Source organism: uncultured Roseibium sp. (genome assembly GCF_947494555.1).
In the GTDB taxonomy this organism is placed as follows: domain Bacteria; phylum Pseudomonadota; class Alphaproteobacteria; order Rhizobiales; family Stappiaceae; genus Roseibium.
On the sequence record NZ_CANLVF010000005.1, the window covers coordinates 264,528 to 285,734 of the forward strand.

General features: G+C 53.4%; 19 protein-coding genes, 1 tRNA gene and 1 riboswitch. Of the genes, 8 read left to right on the forward strand and 12 right to left on the reverse strand.

Annotated features, from left to right (window positions below; all coding sequences use genetic code 11):
* Positions 1 to 40 precede the first annotated feature (40 nt).
* Complete coding sequence (locus Q0915_RS23635) at positions 41 to 640, forward strand: hypothetical protein (RefSeq protein ID WP_299479809.1); 600 nt, start codon at positions 41 to 43, stop codon at positions 638 to 640.
* 56 nt (positions 641 to 696) lie between these two features.
* On the opposite strand, the gene Q0915_RS23640 is transcribed toward Q0915_RS23635, so the two are convergent.
* A complete protein-coding gene (locus tag Q0915_RS23640) occupies positions 697 to 1,926 on the reverse strand; it encodes an O-succinylhomoserine sulfhydrylase (protein WP_299479812.1) in 1,230 nt (409 codons plus the stop codon).
* A gap of 44 nt (positions 1,927 to 1,970) precedes the next feature.
* Positions 1,971 to 2,050, reverse strand: a riboswitch (SAM riboswitch).
* A gap of 129 nt (positions 2,051 to 2,179) precedes the next feature.
* Here Q0915_RS23640 and Q0915_RS23645 point away from each other — a divergent pair.
* Together Q0915_RS23645 and Q0915_RS23650 are read left to right on the forward strand one after the other, a co-directional pair.
* Positions 2,180 to 3,316, forward strand: a complete 1,137-nt coding sequence (locus Q0915_RS23645) for a 2'-deoxycytidine 5'-triphosphate deaminase (protein ID WP_299479815.1) — start codon at positions 2,180 to 2,182, stop codon at positions 3,314 to 3,316.
* A 6-nt stretch (positions 3,317 to 3,322) separates the two neighbouring features.
* Entirely contained in the window at positions 3,323 to 3,871 is a 549-nt protein-coding gene (locus Q0915_RS23650) for a YigZ family protein (protein ID WP_299479818.1), read from the forward strand.
* Between the two features lie 556 nt (positions 3,872 to 4,427).
* On the opposite strand, the gene Q0915_RS23655 is transcribed toward Q0915_RS23650, so the two are convergent.
* Positions 4,428 to 5,876, reverse strand: coding sequence for a gamma-glutamyltransferase (locus Q0915_RS23655; protein WP_299479821.1), 1,449 nt, complete (start codon positions 5,874 to 5,876; stop codon positions 4,428 to 4,430).
* Positions 5,877 to 5,953: 77 nt separating this feature from the next.
* Positions 5,954 to 6,754: an ion transporter gene (locus Q0915_RS23660; protein ID WP_299479824.1), complete on the reverse strand. Its 801-nt coding sequence runs from the start codon at positions 6,752 to 6,754 to the stop codon at positions 5,954 to 5,956.
* Positions 6,755 to 6,910: 156 nt separating this feature from the next.
* Here Q0915_RS23660 and Q0915_RS23665 point away from each other — a divergent pair.
* A tRNA-Gly gene (locus Q0915_RS23665) sits at positions 6,911 to 6,984 on the forward strand.
* 172 nt (positions 6,985 to 7,156) lie between these two features.
* On the opposite strand, the gene Q0915_RS23670 is transcribed toward Q0915_RS23665, so the two are convergent.
* Positions 7,157 to 8,944, reverse strand: a complete 1,788-nt coding sequence (locus Q0915_RS23670; protein WP_299479827.1) for a hypothetical protein — start codon at positions 8,942 to 8,944, stop codon at positions 7,157 to 7,159.
* Between the two features lie 389 nt (positions 8,945 to 9,333).
* Between Q0915_RS23670 and rfbA the strand changes: the two genes are divergently transcribed.
* Positions 9,334 to 10,305 (forward strand): glucose-1-phosphate thymidylyltransferase RfbA, encoded by a 972-nt coding sequence (rfbA, locus tag Q0915_RS23675; protein ID WP_299479830.1) that lies wholly within the window; start codon positions 9,334 to 9,336, stop codon positions 10,303 to 10,305.
* 148 nt (positions 10,306 to 10,453) lie between these two features.
* Here rfbA and rffA read toward each other — a convergent pair whose 3' ends face one another.
* The 7 genes from rffA to Q0915_RS23710 all read right to left on the reverse strand — a co-directional run bounded on the left by rffA (position 10,454) and on the right by Q0915_RS23710 (position 16,549).
* Complete coding sequence (gene rffA / locus Q0915_RS23680; RefSeq protein WP_299479833.1) at positions 10,454 to 11,596, reverse strand: dTDP-4-amino-4,6-dideoxygalactose transaminase; 1,143 nt, start codon at positions 11,594 to 11,596, stop codon at positions 10,454 to 10,456.
* A gap of 265 nt (positions 11,597 to 11,861) precedes the next feature.
* Positions 11,862 to 12,266: a GtrA family protein gene (locus Q0915_RS23685; RefSeq protein ID WP_299479836.1), complete on the reverse strand. Its 405-nt coding sequence runs from the start codon at positions 12,264 to 12,266 to the stop codon at positions 11,862 to 11,864.
* 1 nt (position 12,267) lies between these two features.
* Positions 12,268 to 13,824, reverse strand: coding sequence for an AMP-binding protein (locus tag Q0915_RS23690; RefSeq protein WP_299479838.1), 1,557 nt, complete (start codon positions 13,822 to 13,824; stop codon positions 12,268 to 12,270).
* Positions 13,825 to 14,028: 204 nt separating this feature from the next.
* Positions 14,029 to 14,904, reverse strand: a complete 876-nt coding sequence (locus Q0915_RS23695) for a formyltransferase family protein (protein WP_299479841.1) — start codon at positions 14,902 to 14,904, stop codon at positions 14,029 to 14,031.
* Complete coding sequence (locus Q0915_RS23700) at positions 14,904 to 15,644, reverse strand: SDR family NAD(P)-dependent oxidoreductase (protein ID WP_299479844.1); 741 nt, start codon at positions 15,642 to 15,644, stop codon at positions 14,904 to 14,906. Before Q0915_RS23700 ends, Q0915_RS23695 begins: the two co-directional genes overlap by 1 nt.
* Positions 15,634 to 15,873 (reverse strand): acyl carrier protein, encoded by a 240-nt coding sequence (locus Q0915_RS23705; RefSeq protein WP_299479847.1) that lies wholly within the window; start codon positions 15,871 to 15,873, stop codon positions 15,634 to 15,636. The genes Q0915_RS23700 and Q0915_RS23705 overlap by 11 nt, the downstream gene beginning before the upstream one ends.
* A 1-nt stretch (position 15,874) precedes the next feature.
* On the reverse strand, positions 15,875 to 16,549 hold the full coding sequence (locus tag Q0915_RS23710) for an acetyltransferase (RefSeq protein WP_299479850.1): 675 nt from the start codon (positions 16,547 to 16,549) through the stop codon (positions 15,875 to 15,877).
* Positions 16,550 to 16,905: 356 nt separating this feature from the next.
* On the opposite strand from Q0915_RS23710, the gene Q0915_RS23715 reads away from it, so the two are divergent.
* The 3 genes from Q0915_RS23715 to Q0915_RS23725 all read left to right on the forward strand — a co-directional run bounded on the left by Q0915_RS23715 (position 16,906) and on the right by Q0915_RS23725 (position 20,219).
* Complete coding sequence (locus Q0915_RS23715; protein WP_299479853.1) at positions 16,906 to 17,844, forward strand: methyltransferase domain-containing protein; 939 nt, start codon at positions 16,906 to 16,908, stop codon at positions 17,842 to 17,844.
* 490 nt (positions 17,845 to 18,334) lie between these two features.
* Positions 18,335 to 19,276 (forward strand): glycosyltransferase family 2 protein, encoded by a 942-nt coding sequence (locus Q0915_RS23720; RefSeq protein ID WP_299479856.1) that lies wholly within the window; start codon positions 18,335 to 18,337, stop codon positions 19,274 to 19,276.
* Positions 19,269 to 20,219 (forward strand): hypothetical protein, encoded by a 951-nt coding sequence (locus tag Q0915_RS23725; protein WP_299479859.1) that lies wholly within the window; start codon positions 19,269 to 19,271, stop codon positions 20,217 to 20,219. The genes Q0915_RS23720 and Q0915_RS23725 overlap by 8 nt, the downstream gene beginning before the upstream one ends.
* A 116-nt stretch (positions 20,220 to 20,335) precedes the next feature.
* Here Q0915_RS23725 and Q0915_RS23730 read toward each other — a convergent pair whose 3' ends face one another.
* Positions 20,336 to 21,025 carry a WbqC family protein gene (locus tag Q0915_RS23730; protein ID WP_299479862.1) on the reverse strand — a complete coding sequence of 230 codons (690 nt, stop codon included), beginning with the start codon at positions 21,023 to 21,025 and terminating at the stop codon, positions 20,336 to 20,338.
* Between the last annotated feature and the right edge of the window lie 182 nt (positions 21,026 to 21,207).

Consider the following 21,207-nt stretch of genomic DNA (forward strand, 5'->3'; position numbering starts at 1 on the left):
GTGCTACGTAAACGCATCAATGTGTTGGGAGACATGCGCAATGACATGGTCTTGGTACGCAGCCGTTCTGCTCACAAGCGCCCTTTTATCTGTCGATGCAACAGCACAACCTCAAAGTGTTCAACCAGGGGCATCGCCTTACGCCGGGCTTGAAACGCGCGAAATCAAAAGCCTTTCAAAGGACGACATTTCTGAACTGCTTGCCGGTGGAGGATGGCGGCTGGCGCTACCGGCGGAACTGAATGGAAAGCCGGGTCCTTTGCATCTGCTTGAGTTGAGCGAGGAACTTGACCTTTCGACAGATCAGATAAAGAGCTTGGAGGCACTCTATGCGGACATGCGCGAGGACGCCATTGTCACTGGCAAGAGATTTATCCAGGCAGAAGCAGCGCTCAGCCAAGCGTTCAAGCGCAACGAACTTGACGAGAAGACGCTTCGCAAGCTCGTCACGAATGCCAAAAACCTGCGGGCTGAACTAAGGTTTATCCATCTTTCCCGGCACCTTCGCACGCCTGATCTGCTAACAGAAGCACAGGTGAAACAATACAACTATCTCCGTGGATATTCGGCTGATCCTTGCGAGAATGTTCCGTCAGGCCATGATCCAACTATGTGGCGGCGACACAACGGCTGTGAATAGCCGGTCGTGCTGACCTGTTTGATTGAAGGCACAAAACCGCGTTTTACTGCCGCCGCTCAGGCCGAGAACACGCGTCCTTCGGCTCGAGCGTTACTTCTAACCGCGCTCAGCGCCTTTTCGACGTCTTCCAGCAGATCCTGCGGGTCTTCCAGCCCCACCGACAGCCGCAAAATACCGTCGGTGATGCCGAGTTCAGCGCGGGCTTCCTCGCCGATCGACTGATGGGTCGTTGTCGCCGGATGGGTGATCAGGCTCTTTGCATCACCCAGATTGTTGGAGATCCGGATAATGTCCAGCGCGTTGGTAAATCGGAAGGCCGCCTCTTTACCGCCTTCGATTTCCAGGGCCACCATGGTCGAACCGGCGCGCATCTGCCGCTTGGCCAGTTCTGCCTGCGGGTGATCGTCCCGTCCAGGATAGATCAACCGCTTGACCTTGGATTGGCCGGCGAGAAAATCGGCAATCTGTCCCGCGCTCTCGGTCTGGCGCGCAACACGGATCGGAAGCGTTTCAAGGCCCTTCATCAGGACCCAGGCGTTAAACGGGCTCATATGCGGGCCCGTATGCTTCACAAACGGCATGACTTCGTCGACGATCCATTCTTCATCGGAAAGAACCACACCGCCAAGGCATCGGCCCTGGCCGTCAATATGCTTTGTTGCCGAATAGACAACAACATCGGCCCCAAGTTGAAGCGGTGACTGATAAAGCGGGGTGGCGAATACATTGTCGACGATAAGGCGCGCACCAGCGGTCTTTGCAATCTCCGCGACTGCTGAAATATCAATGACCTCGAGCGTCGGGTTGGTCGGACTCTCCAAAAAAAGCGCGCGTGTATTCGGACGCACTGCTGCCTTCCACTGCTCGATGTCGGTCCCATCTACCAGCGTGCTTTCGACGCCAAAGCGCGGCAGCAATGTTTCGCAGATATAGCGGCAGGAACCGAACAGAGCTTTTGCGGCGATCACATGATCTCCCGCCTTGACCGACGCCATCAGAGCCAGGTTCACGGCAGCCATGCCGCTCGCCGTGCCGCGCGCAGCTTCAGCACCTTCCAGCGTCTTAATGCGACCCTCGAACATGGAAACGGTCGGGTTGGCATAACGAGAATAGACAAAGCCCGGGTCTTCGCCATTGAAGCGCGCTTCCGCTGCTTCGGCATTGTCGTAGACAAACCCCTGGGTCAGATACATGGCTTCCGAGGTTTCACCAAACGGCGAGCGCATGGTGCCGCCGTGAACCAGAGAGGTTGCAGGACGCCAGTTCTTGGTGGTTGACTCAGTCATTGTCTTGTTCGCTCCAAACGCAAAAAACCCCAGCCTCAAGACCGGGGTTCGCACCTCCGGCCTTTTTAGCGACTTATTTAACGTGGCTGCAAGCCGGCCGGCCCAAATCACCACGGAATGCGACCGTGGTAAGGGAAAACCATGCCGCGGTCAATCATCTTCGGCGAAAGTTCTCGTGAACCGACAAAGCCTGTTGGCGCGAGCCAGCCGATCCTTTAAGGATTTCTCTAAGGACAAAAGACGGGAATTCTTCATGAACGTGCCAACGGGCGAGGCCTTGAACGGAAGTGCAACTCTTGCAGCAAGCGGGATTTTGCCGGAACGGATCATTCGTGAGATGTTCGCCGCCGGTGAGATTTCGGCCGCAGAGACCCCAGTTCCCGGGCAGATCCAACCCGCCAGTCTGGACCTTCGCCTCGGCGCGGTGGCCTTTCGCGTTCGTGCCAGCTTTCTGCCTGGTCCTGAAATCCGCGTTGCCGACCGCCTGGAAGAGCTGAAACTTCACACGGTCGACCTCAGGGACGGCGCCGTTCTTGAAACCGGTTGCGTCTATATCGTGCCGCTTCAGGAAAGCCTTTCCTTGGCATCAGACATTTCAGCGACCGCAAATCCGAAAAGCTCTACCGGACGTCTTGACGTTTTCACACGCGTGATCACCGACAATGGCCTGGCCTTCGACGCGGTTCCGGCCGGCTACACGGGTCCGCTTTACGCGGAGATCTCTCCCCTCACCTTTCCGATCCTCGTCCGCAGCGGGTCACGCCTCAGCCAGATCCGCTTCCGGCGCGGCCAGGCGCTCATCGCCGATGCCATTCTTGAGGACGTGCACCGAACTCATACGCTGATGAGCGGCGGCAACGAGCGCATTGGTGGCGGCGTGCAGTTGTCGATCGACCTTGAAGGAAACGGCCCGGGCAGCCTGATCGGCTATCGCGCAAAACACCATTCAGGCCTGATAGACGTCGACGTTGTCGGGGCGCAGGATCCGCTTGATTTCTGGGAACCGATTTACCGGCGTCAGAAAGGTGAACTGATCCTCGATCCGGACGCGTTCTATATCCTTGTCAGCCAGGAGGCGGTCCATGTGCCGCCGGATTTTGCCGCCGAGATGGTACCGTTCGATCCGCTTGTAGGCGAATTCCGTGTGCATTATGCCGGCTTTTTCGATCCCGGATTTGGGCATGCGGGAGCAGGTGGCGTCGGATCGAGAGCCGTTCTCGAGGTCCGCTCCCACGACGTTCCCTTTATCGTAGAACACGGCCAGACCATCGGCCGGCTCGTTTATGAACATATGGCGGAGCGGCCGGTCACGCTCTACGGCGAAGGCATCGGCTCGAACTACCAGGGCCAGGCGCTGAAACTCTCGAAACACTTCAGGGCGACGTCCTGAAGCGCCATGTCCCTGAAAACCGTCTTGCGCGAATTCGAGGGATTTCTGGAAGACCGGAAGTCCAGGTTCCTGGCGCACCTGGTGCCTATCGATCAGTTCAACCAGCGTCTTGACGAGCTGCGTAAGGAGCACAGGAAAGCCAACCATATCGTGACCGCGCATCGCCAACTGCTTGACGACGGCCGGATCGAGGAAAGCGGCAAGGATGATGGCGAACCGGCCGGGACCTCCGGAATGCCGACCTTGCGTGTGCTTCAGGGTGCTGAGCTGATTAACTGCGCCGTCCTGATCGTGCGCTATTTCGGCGGCACGAAACTTGGCGGTGGCGGGCTTGCACGCGCCTATTCCGGTGCAGCGCAGGACGCGATCAGCAACGCCGAGCTGGTTCCGTTCCAGAAGATAGGTCGGAAAATACTGAACGCGACGTTTGCGGCAAGTTCCGATCTTGAGCGAATGATCGAAGGCCTCGGTCTCACGGTTGTCACGCGGGACTATACGGAGGCCGGTGTCGAACTGAGCGTTGAAGGCCCGGAAGAGGTTCTGGCGAACCTGTAGCAGTGTTCACTGATTGCCGCGTTTGCTTTGCCCATGCGACTTCAAGGGAAAAGTCAGAGACTTGGCTCGCCCTCAGCACCGATAATATCGGTCCCCTTTCCGCTTTGAAATCCCTCCTGATCGTCATCAACTCATTGAATATTGACGCCAGACCATGGGTCAATGCCTCTTTGAATGGCTTAAGACGTCGCAAATCTGTGGCCCATCCTTCGAGACGGACCTTCCGGTCCTCCTCAGGATGAGGCTATTGGTAACAAACCAATTCGAAGGTCGCAAAATTGGATGACCTCATCCGGAGGAAGCGCGGATGCGCTGTCTCGAAGGATGGGCCGCCAAAGCCGGGTGCGACATTTTTAAGTCAGTGCGATTAGGAACCGGAGAGGCGCAAACGATGTTGGTTGGACGATGGTGATTCAATTTGGGGCTTTCCGATCCCGGCGCACGCTGCGCTTGGCCGGGATGACGACGGAGGGTCTTGTGCGCCACTGATTAGAAAATTGGAACAAGCTGCCGGACCGAACGCGAAACCCAAGTCACCCAAGCGCCGCGCCTGAGTTCACTCGACAATCACGGCGCAACCTTCCCGGCGCTCATCGCCGATACTTGTAAAACGGCCGCTGCCATCCGCGCTGACTGCATGTACGCCGCCGAAGAACATGTTCTTTTCCGCCCAGATACGATGGTCGGGAAACAGGTTTTCGAGCTGCCCGAGTTCGATGCCGGCTTCGGTTGCCTCGACGTCCAGATGTCCGTTCTCAATGTGGATGCGCGGTGCACGGACCGCCTCTGCAAGGCCGGACTGCCCAAGACACAGGCGCACAACGACCTGGAAGATCGCCGAACGGATCCTGCTGGACCCGCCGGACCCGAGCGCGATCAATCGTTCGTCTTTCGTTTCGATCAGGGTGGGACACATCATCGAGGCCAGCCTCGTGTTCGCCGGCCATTCGGCCGATCCATGTGGGTTCACATCCTCTTCTCCAAGAATATTGTTCAGCATGAACCCATACCCGGTGACGATCTCGCCGTTGCCGGTGCCGTTCGAGACCGTTACCGAGCAGGCATTGCCTTGCGCATCAATCGTTGAGATGTGGGTCGTTCCCGTTTGGCGCATGGGCCGGTCCAGGAGCTTTGCAAGGTCTCCACGGGCCAACCGGCGGGCTTCGTCAGCCTGCTGCAGAGCCGTTGCCATGGCTGGCATGTCGCACCGCTCAAGATGGGTCAGCGCATAACGGATCAATGCGCCGCAAGCGGCCGGCGGCGGATTGAGGAAAACCGAAGCGCTGTCTAGCGCGATACGCAGCGGCTCACGCGCGACGACTTCATAGCCTTCCAAGTCCGCACGACCCAGATGCCCGCCACGCTTCTGCTCTTGAAGGATTTGATCCGCGATCCCAGAGTGCAGCCAGTCTCCGCGCGCCCATTCTTCGAACATTTCGGCGAGGCCGGGATTTCGAAAGATCGATCCGACACCGGGCAAATCACCCGAAGGCGCAAACAGATCGGTTGCGGCCTTAGTTGCGGTCAGGATCGGATGAACCACAGTTGACAGATAATGCTGGTAGGCAGTGATGCGGTGCCCTGACTTTGCCGCGCGTATCGCGGGAGCAAAAAGGTCGGCAAAGGGCAACGTAGCGCCCGTCTCGTGGAGAGCAGTCAGGCCTGCAAAAAAGCCCGGCGAGGCGACAGTGGCAGGTCCGATGTGAAAAACCTGCGTGGCCGATCCGAAATCGGCGGTAATGCCTTGAAAGCCGTCGGCAACGTCGCCGCGTTGTTGCTGAGGCGTTTGAGGAAAAAAATCGAGCAGCGTGGTTGCTCCGCTCTGACCGCTGCGGATCATCGCGAATCCGCCGCCGCCCGGCGACGCCAGAACCGGCTCGCACACGCACGCCATCGCGAGCGCGGCGATTGCCGCATCAAAGGCGTTGCCGCCATTGCGCAGCATTTCAGACCCAGCCTCCGCAGTCAGCTGGTGGCCCGCTGCTATCGTACCTTTTGGTTCCACCGCCATATGTTCCGACAAATCACGCGTTTACCGGAAAGGCAAGGTCGGCTGGCGGCACATGCTCCGTATGCGTGTCCTCACGTCGATTTTTCGGCAACCTTAACCCGCAACTCCCGCAATTCTGCACGCAGCGCCTTGACCTCTTCCAGGATCAGGCCCGTATCGTCATGGATCGCCTGGCGGTTGGCATCGGCCTCGGCTTCATGCTCCTCCTGCATGGCGGAAACGATGATACCGATAAAAAGGTTCAGCACCGTGAATGCGGTGCACAGAATAAACGGCACGAAGAACATCCATGAAAGCGGGTAGACTTCCATGACCGGACGTACGATGCCCATCGACCAGCTTTCCAGCGTCATGATCTGGAAGAGCGTATAGAGCGAGGCACCAAGATCACCGAACCATTCGGGGAAGGTGTGGCCGAAAAGCTTGGTGGCCATAACGGCAAAAACGTAAAAGACCAGCGCCATCAAGACAACGATCGAGCCCATGCCCGGCAAAGCGGCAATCAACCCGCCGATTACGCGCCTGAGGGAAGGAACAACCGAAATCAGACGCAGAACACGCAGGATACGCAGGGACCGGAGCACCGACATTGGTCCCGTCGAGGGAATCAGCGCGATCCCGACAATGGCGAAATCGAAGAGGCTCCAGGGATCCTTGAAGAACTTCAGACCGTGCGCGTAAAGACGCAGGATCAGCTCAAAAACAAAGATTGCGAGAATAACCCGGTCGATCAGGACGAGCCACGTGCCAACACTGTCCATCATAAACGGGCTTGTCTCCAGGCCGAGCGTGACCGCATTCAGCATGATGATCCCGATGATACAGAATTCCCAATTGCGCGAGGTAACCAGCGCCCTGACCTGATTTCGCATATACCTGACCTGGAGTTTGTCCGTTCACTACACCGCGCTTTCGCGCCGGCGCGAACATGGCGATTTCTGCGCTGCAGCGCAAGATCAAGCAGAACGGAAAAGCACCTTGTCCGCTTGACAGGTTCACCAAGTCGGCTCAGTACTTGGGTTGGCCGGGCGGGTGTAGCTCAATGGTAGAGCAGAAGCTTCCCAAGCTTAAGACGGGGGTTCGATTCCCCTCACCCGCTCCATGACTGCCGGAAAATCTGCAGCCAATTGAACAAGTACGACGGCGTCTGCGGAAAGCTGGATACAAACGACTTCGGTGCTTCACATGACGAGCTGTCGCCGAAAAAGCGATCGTCAGCTAGCAACCTCGGTAAATCAGCGCCTGGAGAGACCATTCAAAGTTCAGTCTCGCAACTAGTTTTCCTTACAATCGAATACGCTCAGCGGCCGACGATCTATATCGTTCACCAAAATCACTACATCAATGGAGCGGCTTCGTGCGATGGGGCATAGCTCATCGGGCGTATAGGGCGGGGTAAGGTTCTGCCAGATGCTCTGATACCCGGCGATAGGGTTTGGACACCGTTCCGTTGTCGGGCGGTTTCCAACCAGAAGCGCCATGCCGGTATTCGCCTGCAGATAAAAATTCGGAAAAATACAAGAATAGCCCAGAGCCCAGAATTCGTCGTTCTCATGCGGAATGAACAGACCAACATTTAAACTATCGTCAAATTGATCCGCTGCCTGTTGAACTGCGTTCAACGTTTGGGTGAGCAGCGGGTCGCTGGCTTGCAAGCTGGAAGCGATGCGTTGGAGCGATCTATCCATGCGCGCTCTCATGTCGTTGTTGTCAGCCAACTCAAATATCGTCAGGGCGTTGATCGCGACAACCACTGCCAGTGCAATCTTTAAAGTCACCCTGGATTGCAGGAATTTTCTGTTTGAAGCAATACCGACAATGACCGGCACGGAAATCCAAAGTGCCTGATTGTGAAAGAAAGTCTCCTGGTTGCCGCTGGCATAGAGTGTAGGCGTTACCAAAGCTGCAAGCAGCATCACGGTGAGCGGAAGCGACAACCACTTCACCGACGAATCTCGATCGGTGACCATCAACAACAACAGTAAAAGCGCAACACCGGCATGCAGTGCAAGCAGCTTCCACTTGACTATGATTTCCAGCCCACCAACGAATTCCAGTGAAAAATAAATTGCATAGAACCCCGCCAAAGCTAACAACACCGAACAAACTGCGAGCAAGGCCAGGCGATGAACCAATCTCATCGGCAAGATCAATATTGCAATACATGCCCCCGCCGAAGTGACATAGCCGACCTGGATCTTTGAGGCCGTTGCCAATGTTGCAACGAGCACCATCAGCGCACAAAATTTTGCTGCCGTTCGGAACGGCATATCCGTCTCTTTGTAAGCCTTTGACGCAAGCGCCAGTCGCACCAACACGAATACCTGCAGCAGTAGAAACATAAGCGCGAACGCGTATGGCGCATTTATGAACGGCTTCATTCCCCAATATGGAACTTCTACGGTCAGAGAGAACAAACTGATCGTTGCGATCGCGACCGGGGCCCATGCCGCCGATAACACTGGCGCTCCGAGGACGATCGGAATTGCGACGAGCAACATTATCCAAATGGCCGGAACGAACCCGGAGAAGTAAGGGTAAAAGACGTCGATCGGATTTGTTCCTAAGAGAGCCGACAAACCGCCGAGAGAGACTTCAAACAAAGACGGACTGATTGTATTGACGTATCCATTCACGCCTGCGGTGATCAGCGCATTTTCCGAGAACATACTCGAAATACTGAGTCTGAATACCATGTCATGGTGAAGCAATCCTGCATGCATCAGCATTGGCGCAAAAGGTGTTCCAACCCCATATATGAGCCGGACGCTTCCAACAAATGCAAAGAAAACCAACACGATGGCAATGACTGTCGCTCCGTATGCCTTGGTTCCAGGCGAATGCTGAGGCAGCTGTTCAACGCGATAAAAAAGCAGGCAGCAGAGAGCACTCGAAAGAAGTAAAAATAAAGCGCCCCCTAAAATGTTGTTGAGTAAATTTATGCCATCATGAAAATATATCGAGCTCACCAATACTGAAAAAACCAGTGAAAATATAATATAGAATATCGGAAACCAGATCACATATACAATAAAGGACCAGTTAAACGCTGAACGCTTCATTTTAAGAAAAAAATCTCCACCGATAATGAGGCGCTGAAAGGACGTGCGATACGCGCACGGAAAACCCTGGAACCTCGCGCCAGCGTGAGTGTTAGTACAAGTCGCAAATACGGTCCATCATGATTTCTGCGCGCAATCCTTGTATCGACTTAAAACTGCGTCCCAACATTTGGAAGGAGCAGCCGAGTTCGGAGTAGAGACGGACCGGCCGGCCCTTCGCTTTCAGCAACATTTTTGTGTGTGTTCTGCAGGTTTAACGTCCTCAATCGTCTCTGTCCTTCCCAAAACAGGGTTACCTTCAAGCAAAGCGGGACAGGGCAATATTTCAGATATGCAATTGACAACGCTGAGATAACGCAAGACATACACTGCTGGCCACATCGGGCTTGGTGAAACGCTCGAAGACACTACGCTTTGATTGCGGGGCAAGAATAAGAATGACAAATGAACCTGGGAAAGATCCTATCGGTCTTTTGCTTGCTGGTGGTACCGGTAGCCGACTTTTTCCGACGACAAAGTCCGTAAATAAACATCTTCTCCATGTCTATGACAAACCCCTGATTTACTACTCTCTTTCTTTGTTGATGCTCATCAAGGTTCGCGAGGTCATCTTTATTTGCCGGCCGGAGGACGAAGCGGCTTTCAGAGGTCTGTTTGGCGACGGAAGTCAATGGGGCATGACGCTGAATTATGTTCATCAAGATGAGCCCCATGGCATCGCCGAGGTTTTTCTCCTGTGCGCCCAGCAGATCGGCAACCGGGACTCAGTCTTGGTTCTGGGCGACAATCTGATCCACGGATCGAACCTGGCCTCAGTGCTACAACGCGTTCTGGAAGAAAACGTTGGCGCCAGCATTCTTGGCTACCCCGTAAAGAACCCTGAAGCCTTTGGCGTTGTTGAACTCAGTGGAGACCACGAAGTCCTGAGTTTGGAAGAAAAACCGGATCAACCGCGATCCAATTTAGCTGTTCCGGGTTTTTATTGTTACGACGGCCGTGCCGTGGAGTTCGCGAAATCCCTCAAGCCATCCCAGCGGGGTGAACTGGAAATCACCGACCTCAACAGGCTTTACCTGGCCGACGGCAGCCTCAAAGCAGTTGACCTCGGTCGCGGCGTCGCCTGGCTTGACGGGGGAACACCCGAAGGCTTGTTCGAGGCGAGCCAATACGTTCGAACCATGCAGCGCCGGAACGGCTTGATGATCGCCAGCCCTGAAGAAATGGCGTGGCGCAACGGATGGATTGACAGATCAGATCTGGTCGCTCTTTGCGAGAAAAACAAATCGAATGACTACTTCAATTTGTTGCATGAGATTTGTGTTCGCCCCCAATCAAAGTCAGTGTTGAACCCGTCCGATTAGTGCGGCTCATTGGGCCGTATCGTCCATTTTTTGAAACAAAAACCTGCGGCGCCGATGCGCGCTGCAAATACCTGCCAAGTAAAAGGCGCCGGCGATCGTCGTCGTGCCAGGAAACTCAACGCTCGGCCTACGCCCTCGGACCAGGAAATCAATCGATTGCGTTTTTCAGCGTCCGGGCAACTTCGTCCTGTTGTTCAACGGTTATTGTCGTCCAGAACGGTAGTCTGACAAGCCTTTCGGAGTATTCATTCGTAATTTCGAGGTTGCCATGCGCTCGACCGTAGCGCATGCCCGCCGGGGCCGAATGCAGGGGAACGTAATGAAAAACGGAATCTATGCCGTTTTTCTTGAATGTCTCGAGCACACTTTGTCTGTCAATGTCCGGTGCAAAAAGGACATAGTACATGTGAGCGTTGTGCCGGCACTCCGCGGGGATGATCGGGCGGCGCAGGATACCGCTCGCTTCGAGGGGCTCCATCAAATCGTGGTAGTAGTGCCAGTTCGCCAGCCTTTGCTCAGTGATCTTTTGTGCTTCCTCAAGCTGCGCCCACAGAAAGGCTGCAATCAATTCGCCGGGCAAAAAGGACGATCCGACTTCCTGCCAAGAGTATTTGTCGATCTCGCCCCTGAAAAAACGGCTTCTGTCGGTTCCTTTTTCACGAATAATCTCAGCTCTCACCGACAAAGTTTCGTCGTTGACCAGCAGAGCTCCGCCTTCTCCCGAGATTACGTTTTTCGTCTCATGGAAACTATAGGTTCCAAGATCGCCGATGCTTCCAAGCATACGGTCCTTGTAGCTGGCCATCACGCCCTGCGCGGCATCTTCCACGACGTGCAAGCCGTGCTTGCGCGCGATGCTCAATATGGCGTCCATTTCACACCCGACACCCGCATAGTGCACCGGTACAATCGCTCTGGTTCGTGGTGTGATGGCAGCTTCAAGCAGTCTTTCATCCAGATTGAGCGTGTCCTCGCGTATATCAACGAAGACCGGCACACCGCCTCGAAGCACGAACGCATTCGCCGTCGACACAAATGTATAAGACGGCATAATCACTTCATCGCCAGGCTCGATGTCCAACAGCAGCGCGGCCATTTCCAGAGCGGCAGTGCATGAATGCGTCAAAAGTGCTTTGCTGCATCCGCTGTTTTGTTCGATCCACGCGTGGCAGAGTTTTGTAAACGGACCGTCACCGGCAAGCCTGCCCTTAAAGTGCGCGTCGGCGATATAGTACAGCTCCTTCCCGGTCATATGCGGCCAGTTGAAGGGAATGTGACTGTTTGATTTCATTAGGTCACCGTCTTTGTTTCTTGATCAGATCCGGAACCATTTACTGAAGCGGGCTCGATTGAGCCGATTGCCGACCTGCGCAGACTGCCACTCAAGATAGTGACAATGGCCTTTTCAATATATTGGGATCTCACTGCTTTGAAAGAGCAGCAATATGTTTTCCCACGCTGATGAAGCGCCGGTCCAAGGGGCTCGGTCATTATTGGTTCTGAGTTCTAAGCGACAGCGGCCGGCCCCACGAAACGAGCCGGGTAGGATCAATTTCTTAGTGCTTTGGCACTTCCCGAAAAACGTAAAACCGAAATAGAAGAAACAGTAGGCCAGCCACGACGAAAATAGACGCGGCCTGAACCAGCTGGTGCGGGTAGCCCAGCAGGTCAAAAAATACATACAGCATTCCCAAACTCGTGGCGTAGCCGACGGCGTGAGAAACGCAGTAACGAAACAATCCGCGGGTCTGATACCCATTGTATTCAAATGTATATTTCGCGTGACCGAAATAAGCGGTCAATGCCGCAATCGGATACATTATCGCAACAGCGACCTTCGGCTCGAGCCAAAGCCAGGTCACGAGAAGATAAATCAGGTAACCCAACAGATTGGTAAGCGCGCCTACTACGCCGTACCGCACCATTTGCCTTGTCGTTGTGATGATCGTATCCAGCGTCACTTTACTGCTCCGAGAGTGCGTGCAGGGATTGCCGATCGACCTTGCCGTTGGCGTTTTTCGGGAGTTCCGGCAATATGTGCAGACGGTGCGGCACCATGTAATCGGGCACCAGCTGACCAAGCTCTTTCAGAAGCTGGCCATCTTCTACATTATTTTTACATGCGACATACGCGATCAGTTTGCCAAATGCTGCCTGCTTGCGCAGATACACGACCGCAGCCTGATCAACCTGAGCCAACCTCACGAGCGCGTTTTCTATCTCTTCAAGTTCGATCCGGTAACCCATGTGCTTGATTTGATTGTCCTTGCGGCCAACGAAATGCAGCTGTCCATCAACCGCCCTCACCAGGTCGCCTGTGCGGTACATCCGTTTCATGAAGCGCGTCGGATCAGTGAGCGTATGGAAGGCGGCGCTGGTGCGCTCAAGATCATTGAAGTACCCGGCTGCCACATTCGGCCCGATCAGACAGAGTTCGCCTTCTGCAACTTCATCACCGGCATCGTCCATAATGACAAAATCGAAATTCTTGTTCAGGCGACCAAGCGTCGGAAGCCCTTCCATGTCCTCAAAATCGACCGCACTCAGCGTGTGAGCGCTACAGATGCAGGTACACTCTGTCGGCCCATAGACATTCACGAGACGCGCCTGATTTTCGAAACGGTCATAGAGCTTCTTGAGTTCCACCTTGGGGTATCCCTCTCCCCCGAAAACGATGGCACGCAGGTTTTCAAGTGCGCCAGGACCAATCGCCTTCACCGCCATGAGATACATCAGGGCCGAAGGGACCGAGAACCAGATCGTGCAGCTGCGCGCGCTGACATAGGAGACCAAGTCATACGGATTGGTGAGCAGGCTCCGATGGACCGGACTGAGCGATGCGCCGTTGAAGAGGCCCACATAGAAATCGAAAACCGAATTGTCGAAATACATCGGACTGAGATTTGAAAAATTGTCTTCTTCCGTAACGCCGAAACACTCCCTGCCCCAGTCGATAAAGTGCAAGAGGTTCTCATGCGTAACCGCGACGCCCTTTGGTATTCCCGTTGAACCCGAAGTAAACATTATGTAGGCGATGGTCGAACCATCCACCAACCGGCAGCATTCCTGCTGGCACTTAAGGTCTTCGTCGCTGGTCTCTGGCAGGCTTATCGTCTCAAGCAAGATCAACTCGCAGCCCTGCGCTTCTGCCAGCTCGGTCATCTCTTCCCGATATGCCGCATCGTCATAGAACAGCAAGGAAGGCGCGCTTACCTCGAGGATTCGCTTCGTTCGTGCAATTGGCGAACAGACGTCGAAATTGACATAAGCGATGCCAAGACGAAGTGAAGCAAGCATAAGGGCATATGAAAGTGGGCGTTTGTCGTGCCCAATGGCAATCACGTTCCCCCGGCGGAGACCCTTGCTCAGAAGCAGTGTTGCAAGCGAGGCGGCCCAGGTTCCCAGATCACCAAAAGAGTGATCACTCTCAGCGTAGCGCAGTGCCGGTCGTGCGGAGTGCCGGCTCAGTGTTACGGCGAGGAGATTGCCTAGATTGTAGTGGTGCGGAATGGCGGTCATATCGATTTGTCGGAAGTCTCTGTTCCCCGAAAGGCAAACGGGCAGTAAATCGGAAGAAATTCGCTGTTTGGTGTCGCCCTTTCAGGAGGGTGGTTCGAGCAATTACCGGACGCGCGTCACGTATGCGTTAGATCGCACGTCTCGTCAAAAACTTTGAATGAACCTCATCAAGTGATCTTGTTCGTCACGTTTAGTCGAAGCCAACTAGGGTTGCAACAAGCTGGAACCAACGGCGATGATCTCTCCCCCTTCCGACTGGACCTCCAAGAACCTTATGATTTCACCGTCCTTGCGAAAGACAATGCCGTTTTCGTAACTCAATCCAACCACGCATTCGGGGAAGCCCTCCAGCGCCTTGTTGATAAAGGGATTTTGCATGCGCTGTGCTGAAAAGACGCGAAACTGAGTTCCCTTGACATTGAAAGCGCAACCTTGAGAACGGTTGTTGAATGCCTTGACCTTTTGAAGGATCAAATCATTGCCCTCTTGAAAGGTAATTCTCTGATCCTCCGCGCTCCGGGTGTAGTAAATTGCATCGGGATCATCGGGCTGTGCTCGCTGGGGTTCAAAGTTTCGAACAAGCGCTTGTGAAAAGGCGTCCTGCTCAGCAATGAAACTCAGCTGATAGAGTGTCGTAACGTCCAGATCAGACGAAAACGGAATGCGAACGCTGGATATGATGTCTCCGGTATCAATGCCGGCATCCATGACGTGACACGTGGCACCGCCATCACGTTTGTGCAGTATGGAGCCGATCACCGGATCAACGCCCCGCAAGTCAGGGAGGCACGACGGATGGATATTTACATAGTGCGCGGCCGGCAATTTGCTCACAGGAAGGATATAGGGGCAGCCATTGGAAACGAGAACGTCGTAGCTGCTCTGCTCCAGGCGCTGGAGGAGCTCCCGTTTGCTACTGATAGTGAAGTAGTCCGACACACCTGAAATCATACCGTGCTGCAAGTCACGTTCCAGATGGGTCCCCGCGACCGCGAACACCTGGGCAACATTCAGCTCTTCGGCAATCATGCGCTCAAGCACGAAACGTCTGTTGCCGACAAAAACAAAACTGGTGGCCATCAGATCCTGAGCCCGCCATTAACGTCGAGCACGACACCGTTCAGAAAATCATTTTCTATTAGCGAGCGAACTGCGGCGGCAACTTCGCTGGCGTCACCGAGCCTGCGCAGCGGCGTATTGTCCCGGATATGTTTTATTGCTGTTTCAGTGACCGCAGAATGTGTGGAATCGGTCCCTATGAAACCCGGCGCAACAGCGTTTGAGCGGATACCCCAGCGCCCAAGCTCTTTCGACCAAGTCACCGTCATTGCGTTTACGCCGGCCTTGGCCGCGGAATAGGCGGTCTGGCCTTCGTTGCCGCAGGCGCTGATTGAGCTGATATTCACAATCGCTCCCCTGATACGAAGTTTGACCATGTGTTCTACCACAGCTGAAGTGACGATAAAGACAGAGTCTAGATTAACGGTCAAAGAGTCCCGGAAGCGACCATAGTCATGCATGATGCCGTCAGGATTCGTAAGATTGACAAGAGGTTCGCTTGTAATAACGCCAGCGTTGTTGACCAGTATATCGATACGCTTGTGCTTATCGATGATCTTGGCAACCTGCGACTTCACCTGAGAGGGATCCGTGACGTCCATCACGCAACCTTCAAGTAATGGAGAAAGTGCCGTAAGCGCTTCGGCATTTCTGTCTGCAACAACGACCGTTGCGCCCTCTCCTGACAAGTGCCGTGCGATTTCCAGCCCGAGGCCGCGCGCACCGCCGGTGACGAGCGCAACCGCTCCTTCAGTCTTCAAAAGACACTCCTTTGTCTTCAAGAACGGCAACGATCTCCGCAACCGAGGTCATGCGCAGAATGTCAGGGAGGTCCAGCACGATATCGTAGGCCCGCTCCAGGGACATAACGAGATCCATCTGCTTCAGAGAGTCCCAAGAGCCGACATCGGTTTTTTGAAGCTCTGCATGGATTTCAGTCGGACGCAGTCCGAAAACCTCGGCCAGTAGTTCTGTAAGTTTGGCGTTCATTTTAAATTCCGAAATGCTTGACATAATCTTCCGACGAAAAACGGAAGGGTTCGGCTGATCGAGACAGGTGGACCGAATGAGGTTTTGTGTCACGTGACACAAGAGCCCCGGCACCTATGATGTTGAATTCACCCACAGTAACCTCATTCACGATGATTGAACCGACGCCAAGGAAAGAGTTGCGCTCAATAACGGCTTTTCCAGATACCACTGTGCCTGCGGCAACCCAGCAATTTGCACCAACAGTGCTGTGGTGGGCGAGTGTCACGTTACTCCAGACCATTGTGTTTGAACCGACTTTGGAACGTGGCTCGATGACAGCGCCGGGAAGGACCACAGAGCCTTTACCAACGGTTGCGTCTGAAGCGACAAAAGCGGTTGGATGAACATAGGTTTCGAACTCATAACCCAATTCGATCAGCTTATTGAACAACCTTTCACGTGCCTGGTTGAGATCGTTGTAGCCCATCGCCATGATGAGGGAATATTCATCGCGTGGGTATTCTTCGGCCAAATGTGACAAGCCAAGTGTTCTGACGTCTGAAATCGTTCCGGTGTCGACATACTGGTCGTCCACAACAAGACCAGAGACCTGATAACGCCCATCAATCTGAAGGTAGGAACAGAGAACTTCTGCAGTAACGGCGTTTCCGACTAGAACTACTTTTTTTTCCATGGTTATGGCCTATAGGTCTGAAGAATCCAACGATGCTGGGCGCTTGTGCTGGTTTTTCGATGAAAGACACTTTTGGCGTGCTAAAGTCAATGAGCACCTCGTTCTGCACTTTTCACGCACCCGAAACAGTTTTTTGGAGCTGAGGAAACGCTTCATTCTTAACTTGGGCCAGTGGCTACCCTGCCGGTCGACCTACACGAATTTGAGGCACAATCAAACAGAATTCGAATGGACGGCCAGGCGAAATCATCGACGCCGAAATTCGCGCGTTAGGCCCGCATTTGGTCTTTTTTTCTCTTTGTTCCTTTTGTAGAAACTTAAAAAATTTTCAGCTGAAGCAAGCGAGTCCAGATATAATGAAAGTTCAACAATCATTGCAAAAAATATCGGTCGAGCTTGACTCCGACGACTTGATGAAATTCGAAAAATGTCCGGCGTGCGGGTCCGAACTTCCCAAGAAAAACGTCGGAGAAGTTCAGTCAAACCCTACAATATCTCTTTTGAAATGTTCAGTTTGCAAGGCTGTTTCGACATCACATCACGCCAAGCCGGAATATCTACGCAAGTATTATGATGAAGTATTTTCGAAGTTTTACGCGGATTTCAACGAAGAGGAGCTAAACGTCACGTTTTCAAACCCTCAGAGATTTGCGAAACACATTTTCAATATTCTTCCTGGCGTTGGATCAAACTCCAAGACTTTCAGACTGCTGGATTTTGGCGGCGGGGACGGTGCGTTGGCGCTTGCATTTTCGTCCCTTTTGGATGGACCGGAGAAGTTAGAGATAGATGTGATCGATTACGGGGATGATTTGGTTTCTGCTGGGTCAGACCGCTTCGTGATCACGAAACATGAGAGTACGGATACCGTTGACGGCAAATATGATCTCATCATTGCGTCGGCGTCGTTGGAACATGTCATCGACTTGCGTACTGCCATGAACGACCTGATTGGCTTGCTGAAGCCGGAAGGGCATTTTTATGTCAGAACGCCTTACATAGTTCCCTTAAAAAGAGTTGTACCGGCAATAGACTTTTCGTTTCCGGCACATATGCATGATCTGGGCGTCGATTTTTGGAACCGCGTTCCTGACGTTTTTTGCGGAAAGCTGGATATTGTCCACTCTTCGCCATCAATTGTGGAGATCGACTGGCGGACCAACTGGTACCGTTATTTGATTGCAGCCAGCATGAAACTCCCTGCAAACATCGAGTTCTTTTTCCACAAACGTAAGAAGTTTGCAATTTGGCCGTATGTCGGCGGATGGGAAACCATGTATGTACTTTCGAAGTGAGAAATTACACGTCGCCCAGATGTCAATGCCTTAATGCCGCCGAACTTAGTGACAAAACCGCATCAAGTATCGGTAGGGAAACGAACCAGTCGGTTCACGTCAGCAGAAACCCTGATCTGACTGTGTTATCGGATACCGTCAAACGCAATCCTGGATCCTGCACCGTAGCTCAAATGATCAATACAACTCTATACTTGCCCGACCGACATAGCTGCCGGTCACAAGCAATCCGTTTGAACAACATTGGTCATCTGACGCATTGCGGAACCACTTGCGGCCACTTCGCAAGAATAGAGGCGGCACTGGTTGAAAATCTGCCTGACACCGTCCGTCAGACGGGTGACAATCTAAGGCCACAAGTTGAAGCCGCAAAAATGATATTCACTCACCTGCCTCGTTTTACCGGGTTTGGCGCTGGCCATGCATCGTCAGTCAGAGCGCACTCGATCGTGACGATCGCCCCTCACTTTTTCACTCTGGAGTTGGTTTGATGCCTGAGGTTGATCTGTCGATCGTTGCGACAATGTACAAATCTGAGGATTTTATCCCTGATTTTGTGCGAAGAATCGAAGCTTCAATAGCGGATCTCGGCATATCCAATTACGAGATCATTTTGGTGGATGACGGCTGTCCGGGGCAAAGTCTTGAAGCCGCCAAACAAGTGCAGGCAAACGGGTCGAAAATCCGCATCGTGCAACTCTCCCGAAATTTCGGTCATCACAAGGCGATTATCACCGGTTTGTCCTATGCACGCGGTGAGCGGGTATTCGTCATTGACGTCGACCTGGAAGAGCCTCCCGAAAGCCTGCTGGATTTTTGGCGTGAGATGGACACCAGCGAAGCAGATATCGTTTATGGAGTTCAGCCCGCGCGCAAGGGCTGGTTCATTGAACGCTTTAGCGGAACGTTGTTTTACAACATCCTGGATTTGATCGCCGGCGTAACGATCCCGCACAACGCGCTAATCGCCAAACTGATGACAAGGGAATTCACAGCCTCTCTGGTTGAGCACCGCGACAGAAGCCCTTTCCTGGGCGGCCTGGTTGTACTCACAGGCTACAAGCAAGTTGCAATAACCATCAAGAAAGGCAACAAGGGATCGACGACCTATACACTTAAGAGAAAAGTGGTACAAGCGTTAAACTCCGTTGTGAATTTCAGCACTGTGCCGCTGAACATAATTTCCGTTTTTGGTTTCTTTATTTTCATCTTCGGTTTGTCTTTCACCGTTTACCTGGTGATGCAGCGTCTACTTGGAATTAGCTCGCTGCCCGGGTGGACCAGTGTCATCGCGTCCTTGTACCTCGTTGGCGGCCTGATAATTCTCATGCTTGGAATCTTGGGAATATATGTCGCGCAGTTGTTTGATGAGGTCCGTCACCGCCCGTACACAATTGTTCAGAAAGTGTTGGAACATGAAAAAGATGTCTGATCAGAAATGGCATAAGCTGGGACATATTTTCTGTGCCGACAACAACAGCGCGCAGATGATCAGCTATGCGCGTATGCCTTTCGCGGTCCAGTTGGATGGCGACCTTCACCGAGTGTTTTTTGAGGCCAGATCGTCTGAGAATATTGCAAAGCCGTATTACCTGGACATCGACCTCAACAACCCGCAGAAGATTCTGAACATAGAAACTTCGCCGTTGCTGAATTTCGGCAGAACAGGAACGTTTGACGACAACGGGATCACACCATTTTCCGTTGTGAATAACGGGAACGAATGGCTGCTCTACTATGCGGGATGGACGTTGGGCGTGAAGGTCCCATTCGAGAACGCGATTGGTGTTGCCCGCAGCACCGACGCAGGCAGGACATTTGAAAAAGTATTTGAAGGGCCTGTGCTGGGCCGGGACAAATATGACCCCTTGTTCGCAACCGGACCGCTTGTGTACAGGTTCAACGACCAATACCACATGTTTTATACGTCCTTCGTTGACTGGAAACATGAAAAAGACGGTGACAAGCCGAAGCACTTCTATGACATCAAGATGCGGTCTTCTCGCGATGGCTTTGATTGGTCGTCGCCACCGCGATCGGTCGTAAAATTTGAGAACGAACTCGAATATGCCTTTGTCCCTCGCGGCCTCCAAAAACTACCGGGCGGAGACTTCGGACTTTGGTATTGCTTTCGAGCCGGTCCCAGTCACGAGACCTACCGGGTCGGGTTTGCCACTTCCCCCGACTTGGTGGAATGGGAACGTCGTGACGATCTCACTGCCGGCCTTCTTCCAGGCGCCCCGGGAAACTTCGATCATGACATGGTCTGTTACCCCAATGTATTCGCGCACAATAACCGTTTCTACATGCTCTATAATGGCGACGGTTATGGACGAACCGGATTTGGTCTGGCCGTCCTGAAAGGAGATATCTAGCTTCACTCGAAGAAAGCGCAACTGAACCCGAATGAAGCCGAGCTTGACAATTGCCGGTCACGGCGAAGTTTTACGAACTGAAATGACTTGTCGGGAAAAAGACCCTGACAGCGTCTTCAAACGTATCGCATGTACTTGGACGCATCTTTTCCGCAGTTGAACAGGAGATCGAGGATTGTGACATTATGCGCAAACTCTCCCCAGAGCTGCGGATATTCCGGATAGCCTGTGTAGTCGAACCAGGTGAGTTTGATATTCTTCTCCTGGAAGATTTTTTCGTCTATGTAGTCTTTCGCAGATGGGCCGGAAATGTACTCGGTTCCGCCCGCACCGACGCACAGTCCGGCAAGCCGCTCCGTCTTGCCGTCAATCAGTGTGTAATCCCACGAGTTTGAAATCACCGTGCGGATTTCCAGGAAGTCGCAGATCGTTTCAATGAACCGCCGGTTAAGCGGCGAAAGATGGGTTTCCGTGCACTCGGCGTATAGCGGTTCCAGCCACTCGGATATTTCCTTAAAGTGCGGCGCGCGACGATAGCATTGAGCCAAATTCCGCCAGTGAGCCTCTGGCCAATCTGTTCCATCGATCTTCGTTTCCAGAATCTTCTGATGGTACTTGCCCTTTACCTGCACCGGAATGGTCAACCACTGCAAACCCTGCGGGGCTTTGATCTGGTTGCGGTTTCTCCAATCGCGCCGCGTGTATTGCATGTCGTCAAACAAAATGAACTCGTCGACCGCAGCAATCAGGTCGAAATACCCTTTCCAGGGAATATAATTTGACTGCAGGATGGCTATCTTTTTCATTGCGGAACGACTTTTTCGGATGGATCGTCGACGGGGTGATCAGTCGACGAGGGAGGGGTCTGCTTAGCCTTCAAGCACTCTAACGCATGCGGTGCAATATCATAGTCGCAGATAGCGTCCTGCATTTGTTGAACGCATCTTGACTGTTTCATTCGCGCAACCATTGGCTCGGACCACTTGGA

Excerpts from the sequence above, each read along its gene's own strand:
- Q0915_RS23635 (WP_299479809.1), top strand. The coding sequence starts at position 41 with ATGACATGGTCTTGGTACGCAGCCGTTCTGCTCACAAGCGCCCTTTTA.
- Q0915_RS23640 (WP_299479812.1), bottom strand. The coding sequence starts at position 1,926 with ATGACTGAGTCAACCACCAAGAACTGGCGTCCTGCAACCTCTCTGGTT.
- Q0915_RS23645 (WP_299479815.1), top strand. The coding sequence starts at position 2,180 with ATGAACGTGCCAACGGGCGAGGCCTTGAACGGAAGTGCAACTCTTGCA.
- Q0915_RS23650 (WP_299479818.1), top strand. The coding sequence starts at position 3,323 with ATGTCCCTGAAAACCGTCTTGCGCGAATTCGAGGGATTTCTGGAAGAC.
- Q0915_RS23660 (WP_299479824.1), bottom strand. The coding sequence starts at position 6,754 with ATGCGAAATCAGGTCAGGGCGCTGGTTACCTCGCGCAATTGGGAATTC.
- Q0915_RS23670 (WP_299479827.1), bottom strand. The coding sequence starts at position 8,944 with ATGAAGCGTTCAGCGTTTAACTGGTCCTTTATTGTATATGTGATCTGG.
- rffA (WP_299479833.1), bottom strand. The coding sequence starts at position 11,596 with ATGAAATCAAACAGTCACATTCCCTTCAACTGGCCGCATATGACCGGG.
- Q0915_RS23690 (WP_299479838.1), bottom strand. The coding sequence starts at position 13,824 with ATGACCGCCATTCCGCACCACTACAATCTAGGCAATCTCCTCGCCGTA.
- Q0915_RS23695 (WP_299479841.1), bottom strand. The coding sequence starts at position 14,904 with ATGGCCACCAGTTTTGTTTTTGTCGGCAACAGACGTTTCGTGCTTGAG.
- Q0915_RS23705 (WP_299479847.1), bottom strand. The coding sequence starts at position 15,873 with ATGAACGCCAAACTTACAGAACTACTGGCCGAGGTTTTCGGACTGCGT.
- Q0915_RS23710 (WP_299479850.1), bottom strand. The coding sequence starts at position 16,549 with ATGGAAAAAAAAGTAGTTCTAGTCGGAAACGCCGTTACTGCAGAAGTT.
- Q0915_RS23715 (WP_299479853.1), top strand. The coding sequence starts at position 16,906 with ATGAAAGTTCAACAATCATTGCAAAAAATATCGGTCGAGCTTGACTCC.
- Q0915_RS23720 (WP_299479856.1), top strand. The coding sequence starts at position 18,335 with ATGCCTGAGGTTGATCTGTCGATCGTTGCGACAATGTACAAATCTGAG.
- Q0915_RS23725 (WP_299479859.1), top strand. The coding sequence starts at position 19,269 with ATGTCTGATCAGAAATGGCATAAGCTGGGACATATTTTCTGTGCCGAC.
- Q0915_RS23730 (WP_299479862.1), bottom strand. The coding sequence starts at position 21,025 with ATGAAAAAGATAGCCATCCTGCAGTCAAATTATATTCCCTGGAAAGGG.